Consider the following 13,897-nt stretch of genomic DNA (forward strand, 5'->3'; position numbering starts at 1 on the left):
TTATTTAGGTATAACCAATATCCTACCAGGTCTTAAATCTTTGTTTCCTGAAAGATCATTTGCATTCATTATGAGCTTTTTCTTTGAAGTCCTTCCATAGTATTTCATTGATATGGATTCAATAGTGTCTCCTTCTTTAACAATATAAAAAGTATAGCTACCTTTATAAGCGCTATCTTCTTCAACTTGTGGATATACACACTCCATTCCATCTAAAAGTATAACTCCAAAGTCTTCTCTGCCATTTACCAATTCTAAATACATCTTGTCCAATTTTAAAGGATATATATTCAAATCTTCTGGTAGCTTTGCCTTTATGTATCTCCAACCAATCCAGTTTATACCCTTCAAAACTTCCACATCAATTTTTTCTCCCATTTGGCCTTCAAATCTAATCCCCAATGTAGCAGGTGAATATCCATATGAATACATCCAAAATCCTATAGTATCTGGCGGATATTTGAAATTTATATTTTTCTCTCTAAAATCCAAATACGCCCTATTTTCTTCCTCAACAGCTAATATATTGTACTCAAATCTCAAAGAATATTTTCCTTCTTTAGCTTTTCTTGATCTATACACATTTCCCTTTGTATTCAAATGAGAAGGTACAAAATATATCTTACCTTCATCAAAACTCTCCACTAAAGTTTTATTGAGCTTTTCTTGACTTTCTCCTGAAGGTAAAAAACTCCCTGAACTTTCAAATTCGCTACTTCCCTTTTCTTCATTCATATCAACTATATCTTCATCTTTTACTTCTTCATACTCAACAAAAGGTTTAAATGGATTTTCTTTTTCAGTATTTAAAACTGTATCTATGGCTACAAAATCCTCATCTTTTTCAAAAATAGTTTCTGAACTATAGGCTTTCAATCTCAATTCTCCTATTAAATTTTCTTCATCTTGATCTATGATGAGATTGGTAATCAAAAGCTTTCTGGGACTTTTCTCAATTTTATTCATCAGCTTTAGCAAATCCCCATATTTCCCCTTATAGGGAATAGATATATCCATAGTATTTATAGGTATTCCCCTTATCTCTTCTATTTGTGGTTCGCTAAAATTGAGATTTGATATTTCTAAATTGGAATCATCCAATATTTCATTTAACAAAAAAATTATTTGGGATTGATCCAATTTTGGGAAATATTCAAGTAGCAATGTATCTTTTTCTCTATTTAAAGAAATAAAATCTTCATTTATCCCTTTTTCTCTAGCTAATATACCACTGTTTTCTACTGCTTTTTCTTCATATTCAATCTTTTTATCTTTGAAACTTTGAAGATTATTTCTTTGGGATGTAAATATAAATCTATTAAATATCCAAAAAACTACAACTACTCCCAACAAGACAAGTAAATATTTTTCATTCTTCGATAGATTCATTTTCTTCAGTTTCATTTTCGTCTTCTTGGACTCTATTTTCGTCTCCATTGTCATACTCATCCTCATCCTTTAATTTAATATTTAAAGAAAAATTGTAATATCCATCTTCAAAAGATATATTAGATATAAAAGATTCTTCAAAGTCAATGTTATTTTTCAAACTATGTTCAAATTCTGCAATAGAGTATTTATCTTTTGATATCCCTTCAATTTGCATAGAAGCAGTATCTATACTCATAGATTTCAAAAAGACCTCCTCTGGTGTTCTAGAATTTATACTTTGAAGTAAATATTCATTGATGATGTCTCTATCTTCTATGTATTCATCTACAGTTTTCAATTGTTCGACCTTTCCTTTGATATCAGCTATTTCTTCTTCTTGAAATTTGAGCTCTTCTATTCTCTTTTGTACACTTTCATCTTCAGCCTCTAGTTTAAGTTTTGCTACTTCTCTATTCAATTTAACAATTTTTATTTGATTTATAATTCCATAAAATATCATGCACAGTACAATTAAAACCATTGTGCCATAAAATATCAATTCCTTATCTATTTTAAATTCTTTTTTCTCAATATATGGTTCAAAAAAATTTAAATCTTTCATTTTTTTAGCTCCTCAATTCTAATTATCGAACTAATACAGTTTAAATATTTGTTCAAATCCTCACTAAAGAAAACTTTGTCAAATCTAGATACAACTATTGAAGGAATACCAAAATAATTTGAGAACAAATTGCTTATGCCATTTATATTTGAAAGACCACCATAAAGTAATATGACTTGAACATTGTTCCCTGTTTCCCTGGAATCATAATACCTAAATATAAGATCTATTTTGTCCATTATATCTTCTAAACTAGATCTTATAATACTCAATATTCTATCATCATCTAAATACTCATCATCAATTCTATTTACATCCTGTATTTGTCTTTTGGCCTCTTCCACTTCATCTTCGGTGTATTCGAAAAAATTAAGTATGCCCATATCCATTTCGTATCCACCAATTTCTATTATACGACTTACTTGCAATATATTGTTTTTTGTTATAGTCACATTGGTATTGTGAAAACCTAAATCAATGGCTACAAAAGTTATCTCCTGAGTATCATATCGACCATTTATTAGAGAATTGTATTTTAGCATTTTACATATTCCATTGGATTGAAAATCCAGTACTGTAGGTTTCAATTCCAATTCTTTAAGTAGTGCAAAATGACTTTCTACTATTTCTTTAGGTATGGCAATTAAAAGTACGTTCAATTTGTTTACATTGTCTTCTTCTAATACTCCAATGGTCTTATGCTGAACAATATATCTTTCTGGATCCATGGGCAAATAGTCATCTAATTGGAATTTCAGTATTCCGTCAATTTCTTCTTCTTCCACATAGGGAATAATCACTTCTCTAGTGATAATTGCTGTACTTTTTATAGTCATATAGGCTATATCCGATGAAATTTTGTTGTTTTTTAACTCTTCTTTTAGCATATAATACAGCAGTTCTTTGTCTATTATATATCCATTTTCATAGGCTCCTTCTGGAGTCAAGAAGGAAAAATATTTATCTATGACTATACCTTTATTCGTCATTTTTCCTTCAACTACTTTGGTTTCATAGGAACCTATGTCTATGGATACCACTTTTTTATTAGGCATAAAAGTTGGCAATTGCAATTAGTTCTCCCCCTTTCTAGTGTAGATGAGCATCTATTTCTTTCCACTCTATGACTTCCCAGCCAACATTGGTTGGCTCAAGTATATGTGGAGGATAATCATAAAACATGCGTGGATCATGGGCATATTTTTTCTTGTAACCAGTTATATTTTCACCATTATTACTGTTAAATGTACCCACCTCTTTTCTTTTGTTCTGAGTTATATTTCCCCATAGTACTATATGACCTTTTGAACCTCCTATATCATAATCTTCAAATCCAAATCCGCCATTTACTGCAAATATAGCTGAATCAATAATAATATCTTTGGGAGCTACATCAATTTTTTTAGGCACTTTAACCCATCTATACCAAAACAAATAGTGTTCTTTAACCCAATCATACTGATAAGATTCATCATCAAGATCATTTTCATTTTTGTACTTAAACCATCCATAGTGCATTATCATTACGTCGTTGTTTGCAACTAATCCCAACATATCTTTCCCGTCTCCACCATTTTTCTTTAAAGCGTATCTAGTATAAATATTTTTTTCACTATCCAAAGCTGACATCTCTTCACTGCCTGTTCCTGTTCCATCTTTTTTTCCATTAAATTTTGTTCCATAGTATTCAATACCTTTGTCTGTAAAATACTCTGGCATATCCCAAATTGTAGGATCAATAGCTGTAATATATATATTGTTTTCTGCAGCTATTGTCAATTTTCCATTTAAAGTTCCAGATACAAAGACATTTGCAGCATTTAAGTCAAACTTATCGTAAAAATTCCTATATTCATTTTTTTGATTTCCCTCAACATAAATAACACAATTTTTTATATTTTGAGAAATACTGTATGATTTAATTTCTTTAGAATTTCCATTTCTAATTTTCACATTATCCCCATCTAAATATATACATGTCCTACCGTTAAAAACCATATTATCTTTTTCAGCCCATTTTTTCAAATCCTCATTGTTCTTTGGAAAACCTAATTTTTCAACTTTTTTAGGTTCACCTGCTAAATATACATGCTCTTTATTACTAGTTCTAACTTGGTCATCAATACCACCCGAATATGTTACAGTATCATAAAATTTAGGTGTTTTTTGAACCCTTAATACTCCATTTGTATGATATGGACCATGGCATTCATCTCCTGAAGTCCACCAAATATTAGAACCATCATTCTCACTTACATAAACCTGATGTACAAATTGCTTTTTCCTTATTTTAGCTACAATAGTACGTTTATTGGATAGATTTGATTTAGTCCATCCAGTAGAAGTAATCTTCACATACCTATCTGTATCTGATGGTTTTTCAACTTTCACTTTATAAAAACCACCTTTAAATTTTATAGCTTCACCATTCACAAGCTTTCTTGTATCTTTATCTAATTTTTCAGGCTCAATACTATAAAAATTTACATCATCATTTAAATGCCAAAGATATGCATTATATCCTGCCTCAGCATATTGAAGTGCTCTTTTGGATTCTTCATCTCTTTTATTTATCTTGGTTTCACTATCAGTTGTATTCATTAGAGAAAATCCTAAAATCAGCATTATAGAGAAAACAATAACTACAATAGGAAGAACTATACCTTTCTCATTTTTATAATGTTTTTTCATATTCATTCACCTACTCAAATTCAACTTTACTTTTCGTGAAAAAATAGTATTCATAAGCATTTCCTTTTATCTTAAAATTCAGGTTTACACTTTTTCTCGTCTCTTCATATTCCTGTCTATTTTTAGATTCTTTATCAATGATTTTTATATCTTTAAATATATCTTCTATTTTTTGTCCTTCATCTAAATTTTTCAATACTACCTTAGACTCAGTAAAATTAATAAAATTAAGATAGGGATATTTTTCATCAGTTGATTTAACTTGTTTTCGCATCAAATTGCCATTTTCTAAATAATATTGTACCAATTCAGGTTTTCCATCACTGTCTAAATCTACATATATACAAAATTTTTGAGCTTTAATGAATATTGGCCCCTCTTTTCCCTTTGATTCATTTTCATCAATGTAGCTGTCATTAGCTTTTCTAGCTTGACTTATTTCTTTTTGAATTTTAATCAAAAAATAACGGATATCTCTATTTAATTCAACTTTGTTTGACATGTTTTCATAATTTTTAGCTGAAATAAAAAACATATTATAAATAATTGATAAAACTATTCCTATTAATGCAATTGTAACTAAGAGTTCCACAAGGGTTATACCTTTTTTATTCTTAAGTAGCTTTTTCAAATTGAACTACTCCCCATTTTCAATTTTTAAAACTGATTTATTTAATTTTTGTGCAAGCTTTATACCATGCTCGTCAATTAAATCTCCAGGATTTATTATTTCTATTGTACTGTCATTATCTATTGTACTGTCATTATCTATTGTAAAATTATTTTCTTTATTATCTATTTCAATGATTATATCTTTTGAAAAACCATTGATTTCATTTAACTTTGTTACTTTATATTTAGAATTATCTATAATATTAATATTATCATTAAACTTTAACTCCATATTCTCAAATCCACCTAGAGGAGCAGAAAATTTTAGTTCTATTCTTATTTCTCCATTTTCATTATACATTTCTACATTACTTTCAGGATTTAGACCTACACCAAGATAAACTTCTTTCTTATTGTTCCTATCATCTGGCTCTTCAAATGTACCATTCCATAATTCATCTGATTTTTTATCTATTAAAAAATATTTATTTTCAGTATCCTGTTGAAAAACTTCATACTTATATGTCCATTTCCACCACAACTTTGTATTAGCAATACTTTTTAAAGATTTTTTGATTTCCATATATTCATTTAAATCGGTGTCTTCAGGAGGTATGACTGAATGCTCATCTGGCCGCAAACAAATACATAAATCATCCATATCACATAAATTGTTTACATCTACTTCTAAAAATACTGGATATTCTCCATAAAATTTTTCTTCTTTGCTATTTTTATTTATATTAACTATTCTACTTGTAAAATAATTGTTATCTACGACTTCTGTTGGTTCAAACATTATATTTCCATTTGCTTCTGGAATAATTGTGTACTCACCATCACTCAAATCTCCAAAAGTAGCTAGTCCTTCTCTATCCGTGCATATTTCTTCTCCTATATTAGAGTTTTTTAGTTTAATTTTAATACCATCTACTGGAGTATCGTTACTTTTCATAAAAACATATACATATAAATTACCAGGTTCTTGAGGTTCTCCCTCATGTTCATATGTAATTAATGTATCTAAAGTGGCACATTCAATTTTTTTATTTTTTAAATACACTGTAACTTCTACTTTCTTTATAGCCTTTCCCAATTCACCTTGAAGAAGTGAATTAGCTTTTTCCCATGATATAATTGTTTTTATTGTATATTCTATACCATTTATTATAATTATCTCTTTTTCATTCATATACTTATTTTTTTCAATTATTCCATTCGGTTTATATCCAATATCCTCATATTTTAGCCCTTTTATCCATTCCATTTGACTATATGCTATATTCATTGCATTCATTTTTATCTCATTTTTCTTATTTGACTTAGATGAAAAAACAAACATAGGCAATATTGATATGGCTATGATTCCTATGAGGGCAATAGATATTATCACTTCAACTAATGACATTCCTCTATTATTTTTACAATTTATTTTCACTTAAAACTCCTCCATATTAAAAAACACTACATAAGAATTAAATACCAACTTATAATTTTTTGTCCCCACAACGTTACTATCATAAAGGCTATGCATATAAATGGACCGAAGGGAATGGGGTCTTTTTTTTCTTTTATTTTAAATAATAATAAAAATATAGATATGATTGCGCCAAGTATGAATGATAGGAATATATTGAGTAGTGACAATTTAATTCCCAATATAAATCCCAATGCTCCTATGAGTTTTATATCTCCTCCACCCATTCCGCCTTTTGATAATATAGCTATGAGTAAAAATAGCCCACTGGAAATAATTAGTGCTAATGTACTATTGAGGATTTGGGGTGAAATGCTATACAATATATATTGTAGAATTTTATATGCAATTGCTGAAATAAATATAGAAATGCTTAATGAATCTGGAATGATTTGAAACTCAAAATCTATGATACTTATGACTATTAAAATACTGAATATGATCGCATAAAATATGAAGCTTAAACTTCCCCCAAAATGTTTAAATAAAATCAAGTACAAAAATCCATTTAAAAGTTCCACAAGGGGATACTGTGGAGAAATAGGCTCTCCACAGTATCTACATTTTCCCTTTTGAAAAGTAAAACTCAATACCGGTATAAGCTCGTACCACTTTAAAGGAGTGCTACAATTTGGACAATGAGAAGATGGAAAAACAATAGATTCTTCTCTTGGTATTCTATATATACATACATTCAAAAATGAACCTATGATTGTGCCTATGATGAATATAAATATCTGCATATGTAGCCTCCTATGATGATTTTTGATTTATGAAACCAGCTCTATGACTAGTGGAACACAGGAGAACCGTCCCCTTGTGTTGCTCCCTTGTGTTATTCCTGTGTTTGCTTTACTATTTTACCAGTGTCATCTATCTTTGCTCTACCTGGTTCAACTGTTATTTTACCATCAGTACCTATAGTTACTGAATATGGTTTTTCTGCTTTGATTGTTTCACCATCAATATTTACGCCATTTGGCACTATTGGCCATTCTTGAACATAATTTTTTGATTCTTCATCCGTTGCTCCTGTCCAAACTACTGATTTATCACTAGGTATTCCCTTATCTGCGATATACATGTTTGCTGCACTTTCTAATGTTCTCACGTTTGTATTATGTGCTGTCACTGCTGCAGTCTGTCTGGATTTGTTCAATCTTGGTACAGCTATTGCTGACAATATTCCTAATATAGCTATTACAACTACTAATTCAATCAATGTAAATCCTCTGTTGTCTTTACTTAATTTCTTTACAAAGTATTCAAACATTTTTCTTCCCCCTTAATTTGTAATTTTTATAAATAATGACATTTATTTATCTTTTAAATCACCTCCTCAAATTGACATTATTTTTTGTTTTTCATTTTATGTATAAAAAAGGCTGCATAAATTAAACTTTTATATATTTATGCAGCCGAACGGTCATGCTATCAAGGATAGCTTTAGACTCTGGCTTTGCGTCACTACCTTTCGATAGTTTTGCCCTGAAACCTACTGTACTGTGTTCACCATATCAAACATTGGCATTGCCATAGCTATGACTATAAATCCAATGATAAGTGCCATAACGACTATAAGTATAGGTTCTAATGCTGTTGTCATTTTTTGAAGAGATACTTCTACTTCATCATCATAAAAATCTGCAGTTTTTTGGAGTATTTCATCAAGAGAACCTGATTCTTCTCCTACTTTAATCATAGAATATACCATTGGAGGAAAGACATCAATATCCCTTATGGTACTTGACAGAGGTACTCCCTTTCTTATATCTTTTATAGCTTCTTCAAGCCCATTTACTACAACTACATTTCCAACAACTCTACTCACTACCTCCAGTGCTTGAATGAGAGGTATACCACTGGACAAAAGAGTTGATAAAGTTCTCGTAAATCTGGATGTGATGATCTTTATATTGGTTCTTTTTATACCAGGAAATTTGAGTTTTATGGTATCAAACAAAAGTCTTCCTGAATTTGTATGACTATAAAACTTGATTCCTACAACTATCAAAAATATAATGGAAATGTCTATATACCAATAGTTCTCAAGTCTATCACTCATATTTAATAGTGCTCTAGTTGGACCTGGCAGTGCTACACCACTGCTTTCAAACATACCTATAAAAGTAGGCATGACATTGACTAGCAAAAATACAACTACTACTACGGATACAATGATGAGTATGACTGGATACACAAAGGCACTTTTGACTTTATTATCAATTTTGTTTTCCTTTTCATAGTGAGTAGCCATTCTATCCATGATGACATCCAGAGTACCACTCACTTCTCCAGCTTCCACCATGTTTATCAAAAGCATTGGAAATGCTTTTTCATACTTTTTCATTGCTTCAGACAAAGTCATACCTTTTTGTACATCTTCATAACTTTCTTTTATAGCATTCTTCAGAATTTTATTTTCAGTTTGCTTTTCAAGTATGTCAAGACAACTTACAATACTTATTCCAGCATTGAGCATAGTATAAAACTGCCTGCAAAATACAGCAATATCTTTTTTACCCACTTTAGAATTTAGTGAAATTGCCCTTTTAGGATCTGAAACTTCAGCTTCTTCAATAGAAATAGGATGAAATTTCTTTCCCCTAAGCATATATACTACATCTTCTGTACTTTGACCTTCAAAGGTTCCCTCTGTGATTTGACCTGTATCTGAAACAGCCCTATATTTATAAATCAAATCATCACCACCCTAAATCACATATCTTTTCATGAGTTCTACATTAAATGCTTGATTTAAAGCTGTTTCTCTTGATATCATCCCTTTTTTATAGTATTCTAATATAGAATTGTCCATAGTTTCCATTCCATACTTTGCACCAGTTTGAATAGCTGTATCTATCTGATAAGATTTTTCCTCTCTAATCAAATTTCTTATAGCTGGTGTTGCAATCATCACTTCAAAAGCAGCAACTCTACCGCTTCCATCAGTTTTTTGCAACAATTGTTGAGAAATGATTCCCTGTATAGTAGAAGCAAATTGAATTCTAATTTGTTGCTGTTGATGAGGTGGAAATACATCTATAATCCTGTCAATAGTTTTAGCTGCTCCTAAAGTATGAAGGGTTGAAAAAACCAAATGACCTGTTTCAGCAGCTGTAAGAGCTATACCTATTGTCTCTAAATCCCTCATCTCTCCCACTAATATCACATCTGGATCTTGTCTCAAAGCCGCCCTAAGTGCATTTGAAAAACTATGGGAATCAGAACCAATTTCTCTTTGATTGACAATACTTTTGTCGTGTTTATGTAAATATTCGATTGGATCTTCAAGTGTCAAAATATGACAGCTTCTTTCATGATTTATGAGATCTATCATAGAAGCTAATGTAGTAGATTTTCCACTTCCCGTTGGACCTGTAACAAGAACAAGTCCTCTTGGTTGTCTAGCTAAATCACTGGCTGATTTGGGGAGCCTTAATTCTTCCATAGTAGGAATTTTAAGTGAAATAATCCTAAGTGCTGCTCCATAACTACCTCTTTGTTTGTAAGCATTAACACGAAACCTTCCAACTCCAGGGTTAGAAAAAGAAGTATCTATTTCACCATTTTTATCTAGCTCTTCAAACTGTCTTTCATTTAATATCTCTTGAACTAGTTTTTTTGTATCTTCAGGTTTTAGTGTTTCTTCCCCATATTTTATCAATGATCCATTTATTCTAAATATAGGTGGTACTCCAACTGTTAAGTGAATATCAGAAGCATTTTTTTCCGTTCCAATTTTTATTAAATCTAATAGTTCCATCAAAGCCCTCCTATCCTAGAGTATATCCTACTCTCAACACTTCATCTATAGTAGTTGTGCCTTCTAATGCAAGCTTTTTAGTATTTTCAAATAGGGTATTCATGCCCTTACCTACAGCAGAATTTCTAATATCATCTGTAGTCATCTTTTTATCTATAAGATTTCTTATTTCTTCATCTATATTCATTACCTCATGGACAGCAGTTCTTCCCTTAAATCCGTTGTTACATATATTGCAACCACTAGGTTTATATAAAGTAATGTTTTCGCTTATATCTATACCCAAAATTTCCTTCTCAATATCACTGCCCTCATAAGGTACTTTGCACTTGTCACAAAGTTTCTTAACAAGTCTTTGAGAAATAATTCCTATGACTGCAGAAGATATCAAATAAGGTTCAATTCCCATATCTACAAGTCTAGCAATACTTGAAGCAGTATCATTGGTATGAAGAGTTGATAGTACCAAGTGACCTGTAATAGCTGCCCTAACTGCAATTTCTGCTGTCTCAGAGTCTCTTATCTCTCCAACCATGATTATATCCGGGTCTTGTCTAAGAATAGATCTCAAACCACTGGCAAAAGTAAGTCCTGCTTTATTGTTGACTTGAACTTGATTTACACCTTCCAATTTATATTCAACTGGATCTTCAACAGTAATAATATTTTTTTCTATGCTATTGAGTTCTTTCAATACAGTATATAAAGTGGTTGTCTTCCCACTTCCCGTTGGACCTGTAACCAATATAATACCATAGGGTTGAGCCAATATTTTATCAAAAGTATCTAAATCTCTTTTTCTAAATCCCAATTGACTTTTTGTAAACATAAAATTACTTCTGTCTAGTAATCTTATAACTACTTTTTCTCCATAAACCGTAGGCAAAGTAGAAATACGCATATCTATTTCTTTTCCCTCAAGGTTAGTTTCAACTCTACCATCTTGAGGAATCCTCTTTTCTGCTATATCCATTTTGCCCATGATTTTTATTCTAGTAGTTATGGCAGATAAACTGTTTTTAGATAATATCATTATCTCTTCTAAATCCCCATCTACCCTAAATCTAACTCTTACTTCTTCAGAAAAAGGTTCTATATGTATATCACTGGCTCTCATCCTTATAGCTTGTCCAATAATAGAATTTACAAGCTTAACAACTGGAGCACTGTTCACATCCACAAGTTCTTCTTTATCTATATCTTCAATTGAAGTTGGTTCATAAGATTCTTCAAATTCTTCTAGCAATTTTTTAGCCGCTTCTTCTTCATAATACTTTTCAATAGCATTTAAAATATGAGATTTTGAAGATATGACCGGCTGAATATCATATCCTGTTGAAAGTTTAACATCATCTATAGCAAAAATATTTAAAGGATCAGCCATGGCTACAATTAAATACCCGTTCTTTTTATCTATAGCAATCAAGTCATATCTTCTTGCCAAATTTTCAGGTATTATTTTAGCTATTTTAGGATTGACTATATATTTTTCCAAATCTACATGAGGTATACCCAACTGAAACTCCAGCACTTCTATTATATCATTTTCTGTGACAAATCCCATTTCTACCATTATTTCTCCAAGTCTTCTATTGCTCTTTTTCTGTTCATTTAGTGCCAATTCTAATTGCTTGTCGTCAATTTTATTTGCATATAATAAAAGATCTCCCAATTTCATATTGTTCATTCTCATAAAATTCACCTTTTTTTAATCTATTTTTATTTTAATTCTACACTATCATATAAAATTCCTTTTATTTCATCAATATTTAGAAACATATTTTCATCAACAGAAAACCATATTTTTTGACTTAATATAGCTTGATTGATAAGCATATCTATACCACTAACTATCTCCATGTTATTTGCTTCTGCACTTTGCAAAAATTTTGTTTTAATTGGCTTATATACGATATCGCAAACTACAGTTTCATTAGAAAAAGTCGAAATATCAACAGGAACCTCATCCATATCTGGATACATTCCTATAGAAGTACAATTTACAACTATATCAACATCTGTATATTTGGAAAAACTTTTCAAATCGTCATATTCTACTGCTATATTTTTAAATTTATTAGATATATTATAAGCCAATTGTTTACTTTTTTCTATAGTTCTATTTAAAATTATAATCTTTTTTACTCCACTCTGTGCCAATTTTACAGAAACAGCATGACTTCCTCCACCTGCACCTAAAATCAAAATTTTTTTCCCCTTTATACTAATTCCACTATCTACAAGAGATTTAACAAATCCAGCTCCATCGGTATTGTATCCCATAAGTTTCCCATTTACATACTTTACAGTATTTACAGCACCTAACAATTTTGCTTCCTCATCAATATCATCTAAATATTTCATAATGTGAATTTTATGGGGAATTGTGACATTAAAACCTTTGATGCCTAAAATCTTAAAAGTATCTAATACTTGCTTTAAATTATTATCCTCAACATTAAAACACATATAATTACAATTCATATTATTTATATTAAAAATATAATTGTGAATTTCAGGCGACAAACTTTTTTCAATTGGATCTCCTATTAAACAGTATAATTCAGTATTCCAGTTTATATTCATTTTCTCACTCCTATAAATTTATTTATCATTAGTATATCACTTCTGTTGTTTTTTTAACATATCATTTATGATAAGATTTATTATGATATGTTTTCCCTTAAAATTCCTTCATAAAAAAAATATAAAATGAGACAATATTAATTAGGAGGTGAAGAATTTGAAGAATAACAAAATAGCTATTTTTCTTACAATAGTTTTAGCTTTTGTTTTTACAGCTACAGGATGTCAGACAAAAACGCCTCAACGTCCAAATATGGGAAATGAAAGAATAGAAAATAGAGTTGGAACCAATCAGAGGAGAAATACGAACCAAAATAGAGTTGGCAACAATAATGCTATAGATAACAACAAAATTGATTCTAACTTAAACAATGATGCAAGAAACAAAGATATGGTTAGAACTGACAGAAATCTAAATATGACTGATAGGGCTGAAAAAATAGCAAGAAATGTTGCAAAATTAAAAGAAGTAAATAGTGCAACTTGTGTAATAACTGGGAACACAGCTTTAGTCGGCATTGATATGAAAGATAATATAGAAGGCAATATGACTAATGATTTAAAGAGAAAAGTTGAAAGTTCTGTAAGAAACACCGACAAAAATATAAACAATGTCACAGTTACAGCGGATGCAGATTTATATAAAAGAATTAGCAATATGGCAAGGGATATACGTAATGGAAAACCTATAACTGGATTTACTGATGAAATTCAAGAAATGCTCAGAAGGATAACCCCTAGCAAATAAAAATCCGGAAATTTCCGGATTTTT

13 protein-coding genes and 1 riboswitch are annotated in these 13,897 nt (G+C 30.3%); of the genes, 1 reads left to right on the plus strand and 12 read right to left on the minus strand.

All coding sequences use genetic code 11. The annotated features are described in order from the left end of the window. The 12 genes from BUA21_RS02230 to aroE all read right to left on the minus strand — a co-directional run bounded on the left by BUA21_RS02230 (window position 1) and on the right by aroE (window position 13,125). Complete coding sequence (locus tag BUA21_RS02230) at window positions 1-1,404, minus strand: LysM peptidoglycan-binding domain-containing protein (protein WP_072743005.1); 1,404 nt, start codon at window positions 1,402-1,404, stop codon at window positions 1-3. Further along, window positions 1,370-1,993 (minus strand): PilN domain-containing protein, encoded by a 624-nt coding sequence (locus BUA21_RS02235; RefSeq protein ID WP_072743007.1) that lies wholly within the window; start codon window positions 1,991-1,993, stop codon window positions 1,370-1,372. Before BUA21_RS02235 ends, BUA21_RS02230 begins: the two co-directional genes overlap by 35 nt. Beyond that, window positions 1,990-3,066: a pilus assembly protein PilM gene (gene pilM / locus BUA21_RS02240; protein WP_072743009.1), complete on the minus strand. Its 1,077-nt coding sequence runs from the start codon at window positions 3,064-3,066 to the stop codon at window positions 1,990-1,992. Before pilM ends, BUA21_RS02235 begins: the two co-directional genes overlap by 4 nt. Window positions 3,067-3,082: 16 nt before the next feature. Continuing rightward, a complete protein-coding gene (locus BUA21_RS02245) occupies window positions 3,083-4,684 on the minus strand; it encodes a pilus assembly PilX N-terminal domain-containing protein (protein WP_072743011.1) in 1,602 nt (533 codons plus the stop codon). Window positions 4,685-4,694: 10 nt separating this feature from the next. Continuing rightward, window positions 4,695-5,315 carry a PulJ/GspJ family protein gene (locus tag BUA21_RS02250; protein WP_072743013.1) on the minus strand — a complete coding sequence of 207 codons (621 nt, stop codon included), beginning with the start codon at window positions 5,313-5,315 and terminating at the stop codon, window positions 4,695-4,697. A 6-nt stretch (window positions 5,316-5,321) separates the two neighbouring features. After that, the gene (locus tag BUA21_RS02255) at window positions 5,322-6,734 is read right to left on the minus strand and encodes a prepilin-type N-terminal cleavage/methylation domain-containing protein (RefSeq protein WP_072743014.1); all 1,413 of its coding nucleotides are present in this window, start codon (window positions 6,732-6,734) and stop codon (window positions 5,322-5,324) included. A gap of 26 nt (window positions 6,735-6,760) precedes the next feature. Next, window positions 6,761-7,516: a prepilin peptidase gene (locus tag BUA21_RS02260; protein WP_072743016.1), complete on the minus strand. Its 756-nt coding sequence runs from the start codon at window positions 7,514-7,516 to the stop codon at window positions 6,761-6,763. A 92-nt stretch (window positions 7,517-7,608) separates the two neighbouring features. Further along, window positions 7,609-8,046, minus strand: a complete 438-nt coding sequence (locus BUA21_RS15165) for a type II secretion system protein (protein ID WP_072743018.1) — start codon at window positions 8,044-8,046, stop codon at window positions 7,609-7,611. Window positions 8,047-8,183: 137 nt separating this feature from the next. Next, window positions 8,184-8,271: riboswitch (cyclic di-GMP riboswitch) on the minus strand. Next, entirely contained in the window at window positions 8,269-9,474 is a 1,206-nt protein-coding gene (locus tag BUA21_RS02270) for a type II secretion system F family protein (protein ID WP_072743020.1), read from the minus strand. It overlaps the preceding riboswitch by 3 nt. A gap of 12 nt (window positions 9,475-9,486) precedes the next feature. Next, window positions 9,487-10,539, minus strand: a complete 1,053-nt coding sequence (locus BUA21_RS02275) for a type IV pilus twitching motility protein PilT (RefSeq protein ID WP_072743023.1) — start codon at window positions 10,537-10,539, stop codon at window positions 9,487-9,489. A gap of 10 nt (window positions 10,540-10,549) precedes the next feature. Beyond that, complete coding sequence (locus BUA21_RS02280; protein WP_199229041.1) at window positions 10,550-12,232, minus strand: GspE/PulE family protein; 1,683 nt, start codon at window positions 12,230-12,232, stop codon at window positions 10,550-10,552. Window positions 12,233-12,258: 26 nt separating this feature from the next. Then, a complete protein-coding gene (gene aroE, locus BUA21_RS02285; RefSeq protein ID WP_072743025.1) occupies window positions 12,259-13,125 on the minus strand; it encodes a shikimate dehydrogenase in 867 nt (288 codons plus the stop codon). 157 nt (window positions 13,126-13,282) lie between these two features. On the opposite strand from aroE, the gene BUA21_RS02290 reads away from it, so the two are divergent. Next, on the plus strand, window positions 13,283-13,873 hold the full coding sequence (locus tag BUA21_RS02290) for a YhcN/YlaJ family sporulation lipoprotein (RefSeq protein ID WP_072743026.1): 591 nt from the start codon (window positions 13,283-13,285) through the stop codon (window positions 13,871-13,873). Window positions 13,874-13,897: the final 24 nt, after the last annotated feature.

The organism is Sporanaerobacter acetigenes DSM 13106 (assembly GCF_900130025.1).
Taxonomy (GTDB): Bacteria; Bacillota; Clostridia; order Tissierellales; family Sporanaerobacteraceae; genus Sporanaerobacter; species Sporanaerobacter acetigenes.

Bases quoted from the DNA above. Each gene is read 5' to 3' on its own strand.
- BUA21_RS02275 (WP_072743023.1), bottom strand. From the start codon at position 10,539: ATGGAACTATTAGATTTAATAAAAATTGGAACGGAAAAAAATGCTTCT.
- BUA21_RS02245 (WP_072743011.1), bottom strand. From the start codon at position 4,684: ATGAAAAAACATTATAAAAATGAGAAAGGTATAGTTCTTCCTATTGTA.
- BUA21_RS15165 (WP_072743018.1), bottom strand. From the start codon at position 8,046: ATGTTTGAATACTTTGTAAAGAAATTAAGTAAAGACAACAGAGGATTT.
- BUA21_RS02230 (WP_072743005.1), bottom strand. From the start codon at position 1,404: ATGAAACTGAAGAAAATGAATCTATCGAAGAATGAAAAATATTTACTT.
- aroE (WP_072743025.1), bottom strand. From the start codon at position 13,125: ATGAATATAAACTGGAATACTGAATTATACTGTTTAATAGGAGATCCA.
- BUA21_RS02260 (WP_072743016.1), bottom strand. From the start codon at position 7,516: ATGCAGATATTTATATTCATCATAGGCACAATCATAGGTTCATTTTTG.
- BUA21_RS02280 (WP_199229041.1), bottom strand. From the start codon at position 12,232: ATGAGAATGAACAATATGAAATTGGGAGATCTTTTATTATATGCAAAT.
- BUA21_RS02235 (WP_072743007.1), bottom strand. From the start codon at position 1,993: ATGAAAGATTTAAATTTTTTTGAACCATATATTGAGAAAAAAGAATTT.